18 protein-coding genes and 1 pseudogene are annotated in these 17600 nt (G+C 44.1%); 11 read left to right on the top strand and 8 right to left on the bottom strand.

Annotated elements, in window-relative coordinates; translation table 11 throughout:
* A pseudogene (locus ACLFWI_RS11570) lies at positions 1-223 on the top strand (hypothetical protein); the annotation flags it as partial.
* Complete coding sequence (locus ACLFWI_RS11565; protein WP_446413072.1) at positions 220-366, top strand: hypothetical protein; 147 nt, start codon at positions 220-222, stop codon at positions 364-366. The pseudogene ACLFWI_RS11570 and the gene ACLFWI_RS11565, both read left to right, overlap by 4 nt.
* Positions 367-455: 89 nt before the next feature.
* Here the strand turns inward: ACLFWI_RS11565 and ACLFWI_RS11560 are convergent, their stop codons facing one another.
* Both ACLFWI_RS11560 and ACLFWI_RS11555 read right to left on the bottom strand, forming a co-directional pair.
* Positions 456-1358 carry a carbohydrate ABC transporter permease gene (locus ACLFWI_RS11560; protein ID WP_446407885.1) on the bottom strand — a complete coding sequence of 301 codons (903 nt, stop codon included), beginning with the start codon at positions 1356-1358 and terminating at the stop codon, positions 456-458.
* Positions 1355-2332: a carbohydrate ABC transporter permease gene (locus tag ACLFWI_RS11555; RefSeq protein ID WP_446413071.1), complete on the bottom strand. Its 978-nt coding sequence runs from the start codon at positions 2330-2332 to the stop codon at positions 1355-1357. The genes ACLFWI_RS11560 and ACLFWI_RS11555 overlap by 4 nt, the downstream gene beginning before the upstream one ends.
* 366 nt (positions 2333-2698) lie before the next feature.
* On the opposite strand from ACLFWI_RS11555, the gene ACLFWI_RS11550 reads away from it, so the two are divergent.
* From ACLFWI_RS11550 to ACLFWI_RS11530, 5 genes are all read left to right on the top strand, one after another.
* Positions 2699-3016, top strand: a complete 318-nt coding sequence (locus ACLFWI_RS11550) for a hypothetical protein (protein ID WP_446413070.1) — start codon at positions 2699-2701, stop codon at positions 3014-3016.
* Positions 3013-3381, top strand: coding sequence for an aspartyl protease (locus ACLFWI_RS11545; protein WP_446413069.1), 369 nt, complete (start codon positions 3013-3015; stop codon positions 3379-3381). Before ACLFWI_RS11550 ends, ACLFWI_RS11545 begins: the two co-directional genes overlap by 4 nt.
* Positions 3382-3595: 214 nt before the next feature.
* Positions 3596-3913, top strand: coding sequence for a hypothetical protein (locus ACLFWI_RS11540; protein WP_446413068.1), 318 nt, complete (start codon positions 3596-3598; stop codon positions 3911-3913).
* Positions 3910-4278, top strand: a complete 369-nt coding sequence (locus tag ACLFWI_RS11535) for an aspartyl protease (RefSeq protein ID WP_446413067.1) — start codon at positions 3910-3912, stop codon at positions 4276-4278. Before ACLFWI_RS11540 ends, ACLFWI_RS11535 begins: the two co-directional genes overlap by 4 nt.
* A gap of 347 nt (positions 4279-4625) precedes the next feature.
* Complete coding sequence (locus ACLFWI_RS11530) at positions 4626-5531, top strand: protein rep (protein WP_446413066.1); 906 nt, start codon at positions 4626-4628, stop codon at positions 5529-5531.
* Positions 5532-5639: 108 nt separating this feature from the next.
* Here ACLFWI_RS11530 and ACLFWI_RS11525 read toward each other — a convergent pair whose 3' ends face one another.
* The 3 genes from ACLFWI_RS11525 to ACLFWI_RS11515 form a co-directional block, all read right to left on the bottom strand.
* A complete protein-coding gene (locus tag ACLFWI_RS11525) occupies positions 5640-5861 on the bottom strand; it encodes a hypothetical protein (protein ID WP_446413065.1) in 222 nt (73 codons plus the stop codon).
* Positions 5862-6383: 522 nt separating this feature from the next.
* A complete protein-coding gene (locus ACLFWI_RS11520) occupies positions 6384-7007 on the bottom strand; it encodes a PD-(D/E)XK nuclease family transposase (protein ID WP_446413064.1) in 624 nt (207 codons plus the stop codon).
* A gap of 51 nt (positions 7008-7058) precedes the next feature.
* Positions 7059-7256, bottom strand: coding sequence for a hypothetical protein (locus ACLFWI_RS11515; protein ID WP_446410398.1), 198 nt, complete (start codon positions 7254-7256; stop codon positions 7059-7061).
* Here ACLFWI_RS11515 and ACLFWI_RS11510 point away from each other — a divergent pair.
* Together ACLFWI_RS11510 and pyk are read left to right on the top strand one after the other, a co-directional pair.
* A complete protein-coding gene (locus ACLFWI_RS11510; RefSeq protein ID WP_446413063.1) occupies positions 7250-8581 on the top strand; it encodes a M16 family metallopeptidase in 1332 nt (443 codons plus the stop codon). The two genes, ACLFWI_RS11515 and ACLFWI_RS11510, sit on opposite strands and share 7 nt — an antisense overlap.
* A gap of 76 nt (positions 8582-8657) precedes the next feature.
* Positions 8658-10091 carry a pyruvate kinase gene (gene pyk / locus ACLFWI_RS11505; RefSeq protein ID WP_446413062.1) on the top strand — a complete coding sequence of 478 codons (1434 nt, stop codon included), beginning with the start codon at positions 8658-8660 and terminating at the stop codon, positions 10089-10091.
* Positions 10092-10228: 137 nt separating this feature from the next.
* Here pyk and ACLFWI_RS11500 read toward each other — a convergent pair whose 3' ends face one another.
* On the bottom strand, positions 10229-10633 hold the full coding sequence (locus tag ACLFWI_RS11500) for a DUF6335 family protein (protein WP_446413061.1): 405 nt from the start codon (positions 10631-10633) through the stop codon (positions 10229-10231).
* Between the two features lie 241 nt (positions 10634-10874).
* On the opposite strand from ACLFWI_RS11500, the gene ACLFWI_RS11495 reads away from it, so the two are divergent.
* Together ACLFWI_RS11495 and ACLFWI_RS11490 are read left to right on the top strand one after the other, a co-directional pair.
* Positions 10875-11969, top strand: a complete 1095-nt coding sequence (locus ACLFWI_RS11495; RefSeq protein WP_446413060.1) for a DJ-1/PfpI/YhbO family deglycase/protease — start codon at positions 10875-10877, stop codon at positions 11967-11969.
* 151 nt (positions 11970-12120) lie between these two features.
* Positions 12121-12996 (top strand): SDR family NAD(P)-dependent oxidoreductase, encoded by an 876-nt coding sequence (locus ACLFWI_RS11490; RefSeq protein ID WP_446413059.1) that lies wholly within the window; start codon positions 12121-12123, stop codon positions 12994-12996.
* 170 nt (positions 12997-13166) lie between these two features.
* On the opposite strand, the gene ACLFWI_RS11485 is transcribed toward ACLFWI_RS11490, so the two are convergent.
* Positions 13167-17072, bottom strand: a complete 3906-nt coding sequence (locus ACLFWI_RS11485; RefSeq protein WP_446413058.1) for a two-component regulator propeller domain-containing protein — start codon at positions 17070-17072, stop codon at positions 13167-13169.
* Positions 17073-17350: 278 nt separating this feature from the next.
* A partial coding sequence (locus ACLFWI_RS11480) for a hypothetical protein (protein WP_446413057.1) occupies positions 17351-17600 on the bottom strand: 250 nt, incomplete at its 5' end.

Here is a 17600-nt window from a genome sequence, read left to right as displayed (position 1 = left end):
TATCCCTCCCCATCTTGCTAACGCTGAAGATGGGGACTCCCGCGAATACGTTGAAGCCGAGTATCAAATTGTTCTGAAACAGGCTGAAGAAAATCGACAGTATTGGCAGGAGCACAATCGTGAGCATGCTGCTCGTGTTGCCACAATGCCGCCAAAACCAGGGCGAGAAACTCTTTGGGTAAAACTCCAACAGCAGAAAGCTAGACATCAACTAGAAGCATGATTTTTCTAATTGATCACAATTTAGGGGGACATGCAGAAATCCTATTAGGTAATATTGCCAGTCAAGGCTGGGTTGACCGTATCCTTGAGATTTTACTTGATATCGAAAACTGGATGGGAGTAGGTCGCCTATTTATTCCGTGATTTAGCTGAATCGACAAGAAGTAAATAGTCAGATGGATAGGGAAAATACTTGGTTATTTTGATAGTATACCTGACATAAACAAATGACATTACCCCTTAACTGAACCTGCCAAAATTCCCCGGACAAAATACCGTTGTAGGGCAAAAAACACAATCAGGGGTACAATCATGGTAACAAAAGCCCCAGCTGTCAACAAATGCCAAGCTTCACCGCGAGAACCCACCAACGTGGTTAAGCGCATAGTTAAGGGGGCGACATCCGGTGTTCCTCCCAGATAGACTAAGGCGACTAATAAATCATTCCATACCCATAAAAATTGAAACACGGCAAAGGATGCGATCGCGGGTAGGGAAAGGGGTACAATTAAGCGTGTAAATGTGGTCAAATGCGACGCCCCATCTACCGCCGCCGCTTCGATTAAATCTTTGGGTAGGGAACCGATATAATTCCGGAGTAAATAAATCCCTAAGGGCATACCATATCCCGTATGGGCTAACCACACCCCTAAAAACGAACCCGATAATCCCAAATGATTATAGGATCGCAATACCGGAATTAGCGTCATCTGTAAGGGAACAACCAGCAACGCCACGACTAAAATAAATAACACCTGACGCCCTGGAAACTGCATCCAAGAAAATGCATAAGCCGCAAACGTGGCAATCGCAATGGGAATAACTGTGGCGGGAATGGCAATAGTAAAGCTATTCAGAAATGCTTGTCCCATTCCTTCCGCCGTCAAAACATCGATATAATTCCCTAACTGATATTGGGTGAAATCAAAGGGATGTTGAAACACCATCCACCAGCCACTCTCTAACAAATCATCCTTTGGGCGTAGGGAACTAATCAATAAGCCAACGGTGGGTAAAGTCCAAATTAAGGAAATGACGATTAAACTCAGGTGAACCGGAAGGCTATTGAAGGCATTTTGCAACTGATGAGACAGATGTTTGTTTGAAATCGGTTTATGGTAACGTATAGACTTCATCGACTTGCCTCTTGTTGACGAAAGCGGCGGATATTCACGACCATGATTGGTACAATTGCCAATAATAAGATAACCGCGATCGCACTCCCCCTGCCATAGTCGCGATAGTTAAACATTTCCTTAATCATCCGCGAAGCAATCACTTCGGTGCCTTGATTCCCCGCCGTCATCACAAAGACAATATCAAACACCTTAAGCACCATGATCACCACCGTTGTTGTCACCACCGCTAAGGTGGAACGAATCATCGGGATGGTAATCCGCCAGAAAATTTGTACCTCACTCGCGCCATCCATCCGGGCGGCTTCGATAATATCTTTGGGAATCCCTTTAACCGCAGCGGAAAGCAAAACCAGACAGAAACCCGTTTGCAACCAAATCATAATCGCAATTAGGGCAAAATTGTTAATCGAACGTTCCACTAACCACCCCACGGGTTCAAATCCCAGGCTGGTGATGATACCATTGAGTAAGCCAATTTGAGCTGATCCGGCTGGACGAAAGGCATAAACAAACCGCCAAATCACACTTGCACCAACAAAGGAAATTGCCATGGGTAAAAAGATCAGCGACTTGGCGATGGGTTCATAGCGTACTTTATCCATGAGTACCGCCAGAATCAAGCCAAACCCGACACTAAACCCAGTTACCAGAACCAGCCATAACAGGTTATTGCGAAACGCCACCAGCATCGCCTCACTGGTAAACGCAAACTGGTAATTCTCCAAGCCAACAAAATTTTGCGATCGCCGATCCAGAAAACTGATGTAAATTGTATTCAGCGTCGGTAGAATTAAATACGCCGTCAGCACCAGCAGGGCGGGGGCGAGATAAATCCAAGGTAGAATTCGCGATCGCCATTTATGAGGTAAGGTATTGGCTAGGTAATTCATGGCATAAAATACGCCAAGTACACCGCCACAGCCAATAATTACGGCGATAATTACACTGAGAATTTTACTAAAAACTGACATAAGAATTTACTTTGACTGGAGCAAACCGATATCAATCCATCCTGTTGCCATCCTCTATGATAATCGCTCTCTCCTATCTGTCTGTGCTAAGTAGGGTGGGCATTGCCCACCAGCCTTAAGTCCAATGGCACTGACTTTAGAGTTTGTAGTCAGCGCTTCAGCGCTTATGGCACTAAAGTGCCTACTACGAACCCAGCTTAAGTCAGCGACATTCGCCTTAAGTCAGTGACATTCACCCTAGCTTGCAAGCTTGATGGTAAAAAAAGTCGTCATGCACTAGCTGTGCTAAAGCGGGGAGTGTCAATTAGGCTGGTTTACAGTCTTGTAAAATAGTCGTATTCTCGTGACTCTCTAAGAATTAAACCGATGACTCGCACCAAACCCGTTCGTCCTCGTCGTCAAGGCAGACTATTTCCGGAATATACGATACCCCCAGAGGAGTTAGCCAGACGGGAAGCTCAAAAAAATGCCCGTTGTCAAAAAGCGCGTCGTGTTTTTGATCACGTTGCGCCGACACTCATCGATAACCATTACAACTGGTTTATGATTATTGAGCCAAACAGTGGAGATTATTTTATTGATCCGGATGAAGACGTAGCGATGCAAAAAGCGCGTCAAAAGTATCCAAGGGGTTGGGTTGTCATTTTCCGTCTCAATGAGACAGGAACCTGTGGTAAGATATGATTTCCGGTAAGTTTGGTGAGATTGGTGAGCTAATCTTTGAAATTGATTTAATTGCGGCTGATACCGAACGATACCCCATCGATGTGTTGTTAGATACAGGGTTTACAACGGGTTATTTGGCACTCGATATCCAAGATGCTGAAAGTTTAGGATGGTCTATTCTTCAAAGTAATCGCACGATGCGGATGGCGCGGGGCGAGGAGTATTTTGATGTATATGAGGGCTGGGTTTTCCTGGATGAAAGAGAATATATTATTCCAGTGTTAGCTGGATCAGGTATATCTGAACCTCTACTCGGTTTACAGTGGTTGAAGATTCTACCATTGGCGGTAAATTTTGCCGCCGGAATGTTGACGCTGGGGTAAATGGCGAAACGCGATCGCATTTGCAGAAAATGAAGTACATATAGAATTCAAAAATTATATATCCAGAGATTAACTCATGGCACAGATAAGTTGATCGAACCTGTCTCCCGATCATCAAGCTTGGGAAAAGCATCGAGCCAATGCCGATATTATTCGGCTGGTTTACAGTCTTGTAAAATAGTTGTATTCTCGTGACTCTCTAAGAATTAAACCGATGACTCGCACCAAACCCGTTCGTCCTCGTCGTCAAGGCAGACTATTTCCGGAATATACGATACCCCCAGAGGAGTTAGCCAGACGGGAAGCTCAAAAAAATGCCCGGATAAAGCGCTATCGAGAGATTTTTGCTCAAGTCAGCCCTCAACTCATCCAAGATCATTACAACTGGTTTATGATTATTGAGCCAAACAGTGGGGATTATTTTATTGATCCGGATGAAGACGTAGCGATGCAAAAAGCGCGTCAAAAATATCCAAGCGGTATGGTGGGAATTATGCGCCTTAACGAAACCGGAACTTGTGGCAAGATATGATTTCAGGCAAGTTTGGTGAAATTGGTGAACTGATCTTTGAAATTGATTTAGTTGGCGCTGATGCAGAACGATACCCCATCGATGTGTTACTAGATACAGGCTTTACAACGGGTTACTTAGCGCTTGATGCTCAAGATGTCCAAAGCTTGGGTTGGTTGATGATTGAAGGTGAACGTGCGATGCGAATGGTACAAGGGGAGGATTTTTTTGATGTATATGAAGGCAGGGTTTTCCTGGATGAAAGGGAATATATTATTCCCGTGTTAGCTGGATCAGGTATATCCGAACCGCTACTCGGTTTACAGTGGTTGAAGATGCTACCACTGGCGGTGAATTTTGCAGCCGAAGTGTTGACGCTGGGGTGAATGGCGAAACGCGATCTCATCCGTTAGCAAGAAGCGCCTGTGAGAGTTTGTCGGGGCGGGCGCGAGTCTTTCACAAAACCCGCTCTTACCCAAAAGTTGTGCTTTCCAAAAAGCAAACCCACAAAACACGCGATCGCAAAATTGGAAGGAACACGTCAGTCATGCGTGTCAACTTAAGGTGAAAACCAATACGGGGGGAGCATTTCACCCTCATCCCCTAACCCCTTCTCCCTTCAAGGGAGAAGGGGAACCATAATTGAGACTTTTTTCGGCAGTTTTTTTATGGATAATATGTAATCCTAAAAAAGGACAACTATTTGAAAAATTATATATCCAGAGATTAACTCATGGCGCAGATAAGTTTATCGAACCTGTCTCCCGATCATAACGTTTGGGAAAAGCATCGAGCCAATGCTGATATTATCTCTGGTTTTTACAGGCAAGGTCAAGGTAGCTTTAAGCGCTATGCCCATCGGATGCGTGATTGTGCTAAATTCCTGGAGTTTTGCCTAGTTCCAGAGTCAACGGAGGATTTGCTCGAATTTAAACTATCTTATGCCAGATTCTGCCGAGTGCGTCACTGTCCGATTTGTCAGTGGCGGCGAAGTCTGATGTGGAAAGCCAGGGCGTATAAGGTAATTCCTCAAGTTGTTGCAGATTACCCCAAATCCCGTTGGCTGTTTATCACGTTGACGGTTCAGAATTGTCCTTTGCAGGAATTGCGAACCACGTTAAATTGGATGAATCGAGGATTTAAGCGGTTGACGGAGTTAAAAGCGTGGTCCCCTAAGGGATGGGTTAAATCGGTGGAAGTGACGAAAGGTAAGGATGGAGAATCAGCACATCCTCATTTCCATGTGTTGGCGATGGTGGCACCCTCCTATTTTAGTCATGGTTATATTGCCAAAGCCAAGTGGGGACAATTATGGCAACAGTGTTTGCGAACCGATTATACACCTGTCCTCCATGTGAGTGCGATCGCGAAAAGTGATTACCCAACGGTGATTATCCCAGAAATCCTCAAGTATCAGGTGAAGGAATCAGATTTAGTGGCGAATCGAGAATGGTTTCTGGAGTTAACCCGCCAACTGCACCAAACCAGAGGTGTGGCTGTGGGAGGTGTTTTGAGGCAATATATGCGACAGATGGAGTTGGAACATAAACAGCGAATTAGTCAGGAGGGGGATGAGATAGATGATGAGAATGTATCGTTTACGTGGAAGCGAGAGTTGGGAATGTACACTATAGAGTAGCAAGGGAGACAAACAGAAGGAATGCCAAGGTAGGCATACAGGGGGTTGCGAGACATGAGTTAGGTAGAAGAAAACCTCCAGATATACAGTCTGGAGGTTAAAGCGAGATTAATCTAGATGATGATCTTCAAAATCTGGAGGAAAATGGTCACTTCCCTGATCATGTGAGTGATCATCAGTGCAAATCTCATCAGGAGGCTCATGAGAAATTTGATCATAGATGAAACTCGCAGATAATTGAGCAGAGATAGGGAAAATCAAATGCATCAAAAGGAAAGGTAGGTATTGTTGCCAAGTCTTATGAGTATTGTGCTGGTTCATGGTTTTCACTAGAATTCCTCGTATTATATGCAGCGTAAGCTGCTCCAAGGCCTTCCCTTGAAAACAGGAAATAAAATAGATATAAAAAGCGATTGAAGAAAGGAGTATAGTTATTAAAAATCGATAAAAATTGAGTATAAAAGAGGAAAGGGTTGATCAGCGCGATCGCACCCTCAAGAGCATACCCATAAAACCTATACAGAGACTGGCTTATACCAAATCCGGGTTAACTACCCCCGTTATCACCTAGTCCGCGCAGGCGGACTTTGTTTGTGTAGCAGCGATTTCAATCGCCATGGCAAAAGGGGGTAAGAAATGCTGTTTCCGTCAATGCAGAAAACAGCAATAATATAGCAACCACCATAGCGGTTAGGACAGATCATTTAGTAGAGACGTTGCATGCAACGTCTCTACAACAGTTCGTTTGTTCTAATCGATGTGTCTACTGCTATAATTAAAACCAAATCCGGGTTAGCCACCCCCGTTATCACCTAGTCCGCGCAGGCGGACTTTGTTTGTGTAGCAGCGATTTCAATCCCCTCTTGCTTCCAGCCAATGTTCCAAATCTGCCAAACGATTGAAGTCTAAAAAATCTTCTCCTAAACTTTCCAAGTCTTCAATTGATAACGCCTCAATTTGGCTGGTTATCGCCATGGGAATCTCGCCAAAACGCTTTTTTAGTTGACGCAATATTAACGTGATCGCTTCCGTTATTTGTCCTTCTTTTCTGCCTTCTTCTTGAGCATAAGTGATCCGCCCTTTCTCATCTTGCAACATCATCGCTCGCCGATCGACGAATTCTAACTCCTCTACAGTCATTTCAGCTTGATTAGCAATTGTTAAAGCGAGTTCTATTTCATTAACTTCCCCTAATTTATCGGGTATTGTATCTAAGGTTGCCGCTTCTTTAATAAAATAAATCCACTTATCGCTTAAACTGCTTAATTCAGACAAAGTTTTCTTGAACTTTGGCAATTCTATAAAAAATAGTTGCAATTCCGCATCAGGATATTCAAATTTAATCGTTAAAGATTGAATAATCTGATGACCTCCATAGATTATGGCATTGAGAAAGCTGATTAAAATTGCTTGGCTTTGCTCAGAACCAAATATTTTTTTAAAAGCATAATCGACTTTGGGACTAATAAAGTTCATGCTCCCCCTTCAGTCTAAATTCAGAGAATAGGGTTTTATTTTACCGTCCTGTTACCCGTTAACAGTACAGGACAAAGCAGCTAAAACCTTACAGCCTTCTGCCTTTTTGTCGCAGCTTAACCCTGTGGCTTTGTGACCTTCTCCCGTAGCTTGACCAGCTTTCCCTAGGATATGCCGGGGGAATCTGACAAACCCATTAAGATAGAGAAACATGGCACAACTGCAAAGTAAGCGAGTAACGAATGACATCAACTCTGCTCAAAACTCCACCTCTAAATGCCCCAACTATTGAGACATTACCGAATGGTCTAACCATTGTGGCAGAACAGATGCCTGTCGATGCGGTTAACCTGAATGTCTGGGTGAATGTGGGTTCCGCCGTTGAACCTGACCCGATTAACGGTATGGCGCATTTTCTCGAACACATGGTTTTTAAGGGAACACCACGCCTAAACAGTGGCGAGTTTGAGCGGCTGATTGAAGAACGTGGTGCGGTGACTAATGCGGCAACGAGTCATGATTACACACATTACTACATCACCACAGCACCGAAGGATTTTGCTCAACTCGCGCCCTTACAACTGGATGTGGTATTAAATCCTCTAATTCCCGATGACGCCTTTGAACGGGAACGGCTAGTGGTGTTAGAAGAAATTCGGCGTTCGGAAGATAATCCCCGTCGCCGCACCTTTAGGCGGGCGTTAGAAACCAGCTTTGATTACCTCCCCTACCGTCGCCCGGTACTTGGACCGACATCTGTGATTGAATCCTTAACCGCTCAGCAGATGCGAGATTTTCACAGCACCTGGTATCAGCCCAAAACGATGACAGCCGTGGCGGTAGGCAATTTACCGGTGGAGGAGTTGATTGAAACAGTGGTGCAGGGATTTGCCCACGTAGGGGCGAAGCTTATGCGCCCTGATTTATCGGTTGTCGGTCAAAATCCCAACGCCAATGCTTCGCCCAATCCCCAATCATCCCGTCTCACCTATAAGCCAGAAGCGCCGTTTCGCGACATTGTGCGCCAAGAATATGTAGACTCGACATTACAGCAGGCGCGATTGGTCATGGTTTGGCGAGTACCGGGACTAAAACAGTTAGAGAGTACCTATCCATTAGATGTTTTAGCCGCTATTTTAGGACAGGGGCGGATGTCGCGGTTGGTGCGAGATTTGCGCGAAGACCGTAAACTGGTGACTCATATTGGGGTGAGTAATATGACCCAGCAGCTACAGGGGGTGTTTTATATTTCCGCCCAGCTTGCCACAGAGAACTTGGAAATTGTGGAAGCGGCGATTGGGGAACATATTCGTCAGTTACAAACAGAATGTGTCGCGGCGGCGGACATTGCCCGCATTCGGACTCAGGTGGCGAATCGCTTTACCTTTAGTAATGAGAAACCGAGCGATCGCACCAGTCTATATGGTTATTATCACTCCCAATTAGGGGATTTAACCCCAGCCTTAAATTATCCGGCTCGCATTCAAGCGGTCAATGCTGACGATATTCAACAGGCTGCCCAGGATTATCTGGCAACGGATGCCTATGGTATTGTGACGATGAAACCAGCGTGAATAGACGGGACGAGATCAATAAGATAATCGGGCACGGCAATGCCGTGTCCCTACCACAATTTAGGGATAATTAATAATGAAACCTCTAAGCAATCGCACTAAAATCGTTGCTACTATTGGTCCTGCGAGTAATTCACCAGACATCCTCAAGCAAATGGTGCAAGTGGGCATGAATGTGGCACGGTTGAACTTCTCTCATGGTAGCTATGATGACCATGCTCACACTATTTCCTTGCTACGCTCTATTGAAGAGGAATTAGATACACCGATTACCTTACTCCAAGACTTACAAGGACCGAAAATTCGAGTCGGGAAACTGCCCGATGCAGGAGTTAATCTGGTTCAAGGAGAATCCATTTCCTTAGTTCCCGTTTCTGAATTCAATCATCAACCGAAAACCGTTGCTATCGACTATCCCCACTTGGCTCAAGAAGCGGAACCGGGAGTGCAGATTCTCCTGGATGATGGACTTTTAGAACTGCGGGTTGAGGAAATTGACGGCAATACTGTTAAATGTCAAGTTGTCGAAGGAGGTGTAATCAAAAGCCGTAAAGGAGTTAACCTGCCCGGATTGAGCCTAAATCGCCTACCCTCGATGACAGACAAAGACCAACAAGATTTAGAATTTGGCATTGCTCAAGGGGTTGACTGGGTGTCCTTAAGCTTTGTTCGTTCGGCCGAAGATATTCGTACTCTTAAAGGATTTCTCCAGCAACACAATGCCTCATCCCTACCCGTGATTGCCAAAATCGAAAAACCTCAAGCGATCGCGAACTTAGAAGCCATTATTAATGAAAGTGACGGGATCATGGTAGCACGGGGCGATTTGGGTGTAGAAATGAGTCCGGAAAAAGTGCCGTTTTTGCAAAAGAAAATTATTCGGATTTGTAACCAAAAGGGAATTCCGGTCATCACAGCCACCCAAATGCTCGATAGTATGATTAATCATCCCCGCCCAACTCGTGCTGAAGCCAGTGATGTGGCTAATGCGATTATCGATGGCACCGATGCGGTGATGCTGTCTGGGGAGTCAGCCGTGGGTAAATATCCCCTTAAAGCCGTAACGATGTTAGCCCGTATTGCCACGGATGTGGAACCGGAAATTAAGTTTGTTAATTATCCCCCAGCCGCAACCAATGAAGCCAATGCCCTAAGTGAAGCGCTCAACACGATTGATAAAATTCTGGATTTGCGCTGTATTGCTGCTTTCACCAGTACCGGTCACACCGCCAAATTAGCCGCCGCTGAGCGTCCAGGAGTCCCGGTTATTTCTCTGACTCCTAATCGTAAAGTTTACCACAATTTGAATTTGGTTTGGGGGGTAAAACCATTGTTACTAGAGCAAGAAGTTGAGTCCTTTGAAGAGCTAGTGAATCAAGCTCAAACTCAGTTACTCAAACGGAATTTAGTGGTAGCTGGAGATAAAATTTTAATTATCGCTGGGATTCCGACAAAAATCTCCGGCGGGACTAATTTACTCAAGATTCACACGATTAGCGCTGAATCCTAAATCCGGCTTAACTACGGTTAGCCCGTTGGGTAACTGAACTGATACCAAGTTGCCGTCTAATGTAGAACTTTCTTTTTCCCCAACCTCCCCATCTCCCTCTCACCCCCTCGATTCAACCACCCCTACTGATTAATAGTCTAGACGCCGTGTTCTTGATAATCTTCAGAGGACTTGGGATCTAACTCCCAACGCTGCTCATCCCGTCGTTCTAGCTTATTGGTGACTTGCACCGGTTCTTTTTGAGCGCCTTCGACACCAACGGCTTGCTCCATCTCCTGGGTCACATTTTGCTCCGGCGTGGGAGTTAAACCGCCAACGGCTTCCTCTCCGCCGACTTTTGCCTGGTAGAGGTTGGCATCAACATCCCTCGTGGTGGGTTCACCGCTTGCCATTCGGTTTCTCGATTCTTCAATTAGTCTACCATCAGCCGTGTCGCGATCGCTGAGTCCCTCATAAGTCGGTTCAATCTCGTGGGTTTCCTTACGTTTGTCTGATTCTGATCGGGGGTTGGACTGAGATTGGTTAATGTTTTTAGGTTGCATATTGGCTTGTATATTACTATCCGCACTCACAGCTTAGCCTTTCCCAGGCACATCAGTTTATTACCCCAGAGCGAATCCTAATTTATTTCTTTTGAGGGATGACATCTGTGTGAGTCATTCCTAAGCTGAAAATGTTTATCAATTCAATACTATCTGTTTAGCCCGTAGAATTTTCGTGGCTGAAAGAATACCCCAGAAAAATTCTACCTTCGCTCAAGTAATAAAGTCGTTAACAATTCCCATGATGATAACTGATAATACACCCAAAAAAGTTGCCATTCTGATCGACCAGAAGTTTGAAGATGTCGAGTTTCAAATTCCTGCTCAAGCGCTGCAACAAGCGGGGGCGCAGGTTGTGGTGCTGGGTTCGCGCATGAATGACACCTATCAGGGGAAACAAGGCAAAGTCTCGATTAAACCTGATGGTACAGTCACCGAAACCCGTCCAGACACCTTTGATGCCGTGATTATCCCCGGCGGGATGGCACCGGATACGATGCGAAATAATCCCAATGCCGTCCAATTTGTGCAGAAAGCAATGGAGTTGAATAAACTCGTCGCGGCGGTTTGTCATGGTCCCCAAGTGTTAATTGAAGCGGATTTACTTCAGGGCAAAAATGCGACCGGATTTCTTTCGATTCGCAAGGATATGACGAACGCCGGGGCTAATTATCTGGATGAACCCTTAGTCGTGGATGGGAATCTGATTACCTCTCGTCAACCCGGTGATTTGGCAATATTTACCACGGCAATTCTCACCCGCTTAGGTTTAGGGATTCCCGATCAAGCGTTACCGGATGAAACGGATATGACGGCTCAATGGTGGCAATTGGCAGAAGCTTGGGGGGGGAGTAGCAAGCTGGATATTGTGAATGGATTGAATACTGCCTTAGCCGGGGAACGATATGGGCGAAAAGTGTTTGAGTATTATGCCCAAAAAGCCACTGATTTAGAGTTGCGATCGCTCCTGCAAGAAATTAGGGAAAATAAGCAGCAACACATTATCATCCTGGAGAATCGTTTGAAAGATTTGCAGGCGTTTGAATCGATTCCCGAAGTAGCGACAGATGCCTACGCCGCCTTACAAAATTGGCTGCAACCGAACGACAGTCTATCCATTTTACGCCATGCTCTCGGTGACATTCAAACGGGTGTTGTCGATGCCTATAATCTGCGGAAACAATTCACAGATCCCACCTCAACGGTGCTGTTTACTCTGATTGAAACCGAGTTGGCAGACTACGAACACCGTTTAGCTGACCTTTATCACAATCGTCTGGGAGAACAAGAGGCTAAACCGGCTGAACCTACTACCCTGGCGGCTGTTGGCGGTTAAGTCATTTGTCATTGGTTTATGTCATTTGTCATTTACCAATTTCTTTCTGCAACAATGAAACCCTACCGCAGATAGATGTAGAGAATCTTGATTCCAGAAAACCTTAAAAAAAAAGAACAGAGTAAAAATAATTGGGGAAGAGGTTTGGCTTGTGAGTAGACTCTTAGAGGGAAAAGTCGCCATCGTAACGGGTGCGGGAACAGGTATCGGGGAAGCGATCGCGCATAAATTTGCCAAAGAAGGCGCTAAGGTTGTTGTCAACGGACTACCAGATGATCCAGTCGAAGAAGTGACAAAAGCCATCAACGACTTTGGTGGGGAAGCGATCGCAGATCAAGGCGATGTCTCGGACATAAATCCCGCTCAAGCCTGTGTGGAAGCGACGATTAACCAATACGGAACCCTGGATATTTTGGTGAATAATGCCGGTGTCTTTCTGGCAACTGCGCCAACGGAAGACTATCCGATTGAGGCATTTGATCAAACCCAGAAAATGAACCTGCGATCGGCATTCCTGATGACTAAGTATGCCCTACCGCACTTGCAAAAAACCCGGGGTAACATTGTTTGTGCTGGCTCAGAAGCCGGATTTAATGGAGTAGCACAAAATTCTCCCTACGGCGGAACTAAGGGCTGGATGCATGCTTTTGTTAAAGGGGTAGCTGTGGAACAAGCCAAGTATGGAGTGCGGGCAAACTGTTATTGTCCCGGTGCGATTGATACAGCTTGGACGCACAAAGAAACCGGTCCAATGGACGCCCAGATGGAGGAAACCCTGGTTATGGCGGCGCCAATGGCAAGACGCGGTACACCGGAGGAAATTGCCAATGTTTGTGCGTTTCTGGCGTCGGAGCAAGCCAGCTATGTCACCGGAGCGCTATGGCTCGTGGATGGAGGCGTAACAGTGGCTAAAGGTGCCGTGGGTCAACAAACCCCCGAATCCCTGCGTCAACCTCCAGCCGGGGAACTGCGTTTGGATCACCAAAAAGAAGGGTTAATGAACAAACAAACCCAGACAATCCGCTAACCCACCAAATAAATAGGGGTTGCTGAATAAGTCTGGTGGTGGGGATAGGGAGCAGGGGGAGCAGGGGATGGAGAGAGGTTTTCCCGATCCCGACCAAAAGTAAGCGTTATAAACCAGTCCGCGCAGGCGGACTTTGTTTGTGTAGCAGCGATTTCAATCGCCTCCTCAAACTAGGAATGATTCATGACTTCAAAAAACCGAATGGTGAATTGGGTTCCTTGATCTGGCTTGATCTCCAATTCTCCCTCCAACTGTTCGGTTAACGCCTGGATTAACTGAAATCCTAATGTCTTGGGATTCTCAGGGTTAAACCCTTCAGGTAAGCCAATTCCATTATCTTGAACCGTGAGAGTCAGTCTGCGATCGCACTCTGATATCAGTTTAATGGTAATCGCACCTTGACGGGATTCAGGGAAGGCATATTTTAACGCATTGGACAGTAACTCATTCAGCAGTAAGCCACAGGGAATCGCCGTGTCTAGGTTGAGGTAAATCGGTTCAACGTCAATGTGCAATTCAGTTACGTTTCGATTCACGCCATAAGACTGGAATAGATACATGGCTAATGTGTCGATATACTCAGCAAAATCAATCTTTTCTAGAGAGGTAGATTGATAGAGTTGATTGTGAATCAGCGCCATAGATTTGACCCGATTTGCACTCTGTTGGAAAACATTCAAAACTTGGGGATCGGTTAAGTTTTGAGACTGAAGATCGAGGAGACTTGAAATAATTTGTAAGTTGTTTTTGACCCGATGGTGAACTTCCTGTAGCAGAACTATTTTTTCCCGCAGGGATGTTTGGAGTTCAGCTTCAGCTTGCTTTTGTTCCGTGATATCAATACCAACTAAAACCGCCGCCTTACCTTGCTGGTACTTTTGCGCGATAATCAAATAATTGCGGATCGAATCCTTTATTTTAAAATCAACCACCTGAGAGGCGGTAAGTTCTGAGTTTGCCAAGAATTGCCGTATAAAGCTAATATAGTCTTGATTATTGTTGCGGAAGCCAATTTCTTGACCAACAAAATCGCTAGGAGACAAGCCCCAATTATCCGCTGCATGCTGATTAACGCCGAGATATCGCCCGTCTCCACTAATCCAAGCCACACAACCGGGTACAGTATTTAAAATAGCTTGCAATTGTTCATTCGTTTGTTGTAAGGCTTCAATAAACTGTTGGCGTTCGGCTTCTAGTTGTTGGCGATGGCTGATATCCTGAAAAGCGGCGACGCTATAGATAATATTGCCTTGTTCATCATAAATAGGAGTCGCTAAAATCTCCCATAAACTCCTTTTATCCTTGTTGAGAACTTCAAAATCATCCACTCTTGATGTTTCTCCCTGCAAAGCGCGAACTATCGGCAGCTTTTCTGAGGGATATAACTGATCGGTTCCAGCAATATAAAATTGATAAATCTCGGAATAGTTTTTCCCTGTAGCCTTGGGATCGAGTTCTCTTCCCAGGAATTGCAAACCTAATTTATTCACATAAATATTCTCAAACAATTGGTTAACAACGGCGACGCCGATGGGAATGGATTCTAAGATTTGATTCAGCTTTTTATCACTGGCACGTAGTAAACTATTTTCTCTAAATTGGGCTAAAGTTTTCCATTGAACATAGCCATAAATCGCACCGAATATGGCAATCCCATAAATAGTATAAGCCCAACCTGTTTTCCAGGGTGGCGGGGTAATCTTAATCGTCAAAGATGTCCCTTCTTCATTCCAAACCCTGTCATTATTGGACCCTTTAACTCGAAACCTGTAGGTTCCGGGGTCGAGGTTCGTATAACTGGCGTAGCGTCGAGTTCCGGAGTAAATCCAATCTTGATCAAATCCTTCGAGTTTGTAGGCGTATTGGTTTTTTTCGGGATTGGTATAGTCAAGGGCGGCAAATTTAAAGCTAAAGAACTTGTCTTTGTAGGATAATTTAATGTTCTTGGCAACAGAGATGGCGGGGTTGAGTTTGACAGTTTGATCAAAGATTCTAAAATCGGTGATCACAATGGGGGGAATATGGGGATTGTCTTTAACTTGGTCGGGATAAAATAAATTTAAGCCATTGAGTCCGCCAAATAACATCGCGCCATCTTTGGTTTTGGCGTAGGCTTTCACGCCATCGAACTCGTTACCCTGAAGTCCATCACCGACATCGTAGTTTCTAAAGGTTTCTGCTTCGGGGTTAAATTTGGATAAGCCATTACCTGTACTTAGCCAGAGATTTCCATTATCGTCTGCGAGGATACCGACTACGGAATTGCTGGGTAAACCATCGTTTTCGGTGTAATAATGGGTAAAGGTTTCGGTGGCGATATCGAATTTATTCAGTCCGCCACCGTAGGTGCCTAACCAGAGGGTTCCGGCTGGGTATTCATTGATTGATAATACTCGGTCATAGCTTAGGCTATTGGGGTTATTGGGGTCGTGGGTATAGCGGGTAAATTTTTCAGTTTCGCGCTCAAATTTGTTGAGTCCACCGTTGAACGTGGTAATCCAGAGTGTACCCGACTTGTCTTCATAGATTGAGAAAATATTGTTGTCACTCAAGCTATTTTGGTCATCTGGATTATGCAGGTAGTGAGTAAATTCCTCTGTTTGGCGAGCAAATTTATCAAATCCGCCACCGAAGGTCCCAATCCAGAGTTTACCTTCTCTGTCTTCATAGATTGATGAGACTGTATTATGATTCAAGCTATTGGGATTGTTGGGGTCATGGGTGTAATGTGTAAATTTTCCAGCTTGACGGTCAAATTTATTGAGTCCACCGCCAAACGTACCAACCCAAAGCGTACCGTTGCTATCTTCGTAGATTGACCAAACATTGTCGCTACTCAAGCTATTGGGATTCTTGGGGTCATGGGTGTAATGGGTAAATCTTCCAGTTTGGTGGTCAAATTTATTGAGTCCACCGTTATCAGTACCAACCCAAATTAGACCGAATGAGTCTTCATAAATTGACATAACATGATTATCACTCAAACTGTAAGAGTTCTTAGGATCATATTTGTATGCAATAAACTTTTTATATTTTGTATCTAACTTATTAATTCCACTAAAACCAGTCCCAATCCATATAATTTCTGAATTATCTTTAAATATATAACCAACTATATTATCACTTAAGCCATTTGGATCAGCTAAAGCTTGACTATAATTAGTAAATTGCTTAGTTTCAGGATTAAACTTATTGAGTGCTGAACCATAGTAATTCCCATACCAGCTACTGGTTGCCAGCCACAGGTTACCTAATCGGTCTTCAACAATTGAACTTACAGTATTATCACTTAAACTGTTTGGGTTATCTGATTCGTGTCTGAAATTGATAAATTGCCTAGTGTCGCGATTAAAGTGATTGAGTCCACCACCATTCGTGCCAATCCAAAGCCTGTCCGAGTGGTCTTCATAAATTGATAATACAATATTATTACTTAAACTATTCGAATCATTTGGGTTGTGTGTGTAACGAGTAAATTTTTCGGTTTCCCGATTAAATTCATTGAGTCCGCCACCATTCGTGCCAATCCAAAGCATATTCGAGTGGTCTTCATAAATTGATAATACAGTATTATTACTTAAACTATTCGGATCATTTGGGTTGTGTGTGTAACGAGTAAATTTTTCGGTTTCCCGATTAAATTCATTGAGTCCACCGCCATCCGTACCCACCCAAAGTTTCCCATCCTTGTCTTCGTAGATGGATAAAACCTTGTTATTTCCTAAGCTATGTTGATTTTCAGAATCATAAGTATAATGAGTAAACTGCTCAGTTTTACGGTCAAATTTATTTAGTCCCCCACTTTCAGTACCAACCCAAATGGTATCTAACTTGTCTTCATAAATTGATAATATAAAGTTATCTGACAATGACAAAGATTCTTCTTCTTTGTGTTTATAGACTTTAAAATTATATCCATTATATTTGTTTAGTCCATCTTGCGTACCAAACCACATAAATCCTTGGCTATCCTGAAGAATAGGTGCAACACCACTTTGAGACAATCCATCGTTAACTGTGATGTGATCAAATCTGATTTGATATTCTTGAGCATACACATTGGCTGGTAAACTCAATATTGTTAAAATTACAAAAATTATACCAATAATCGTTTTTTTAAAAGATCTTAGAATTTTCCAAAATATTCTAATATATAGAATGGGCGAATATAAAACTATGATAAAGCCCATAGACTCTACTATTTTTGAGTTATACTTTCTTACTTACTAGAAATTTATCGTGTAGTCTAGTAAACAATAATACCTGTTATAAATATAAAATATTGTCTACATGTAGACACGGCAATCATGGTGCTAATAGGATATCCGTATTTAAAACAGAGAAGGATATTACATCAATAGCAGACGGAGTCTTCCCCATCGCAGTCTGCGACAGGGTCTTTAGAGTTTTGCTCGTTAGTCCAACGCTGCACTGCTTGATCCGTCAGTCCCATTGGCTTGGAAGGGAGAGGAATTTCACAAACTACATTACCGTCCTGACCAGGAACTTTGGTAGTCATCATTCCTACTAAGGTGTTATTAATCACTTGAAACTCTACACCACTGGGAATCGTTAACCCGTTCTCTTCTAAGACAGGATTTGTA

This window comes from Coleofasciculus sp., from assembly GCF_046539235.1.
Lineage (GTDB): Bacteria > Cyanobacteriota > Cyanobacteriia > Cyanobacteriales > Coleofasciculaceae > Coleofasciculus.
The sequence above is the reverse complement of the archived record's forward strand: the minus strand, read 5'-3'. Positions and strand labels throughout refer to the sequence as shown.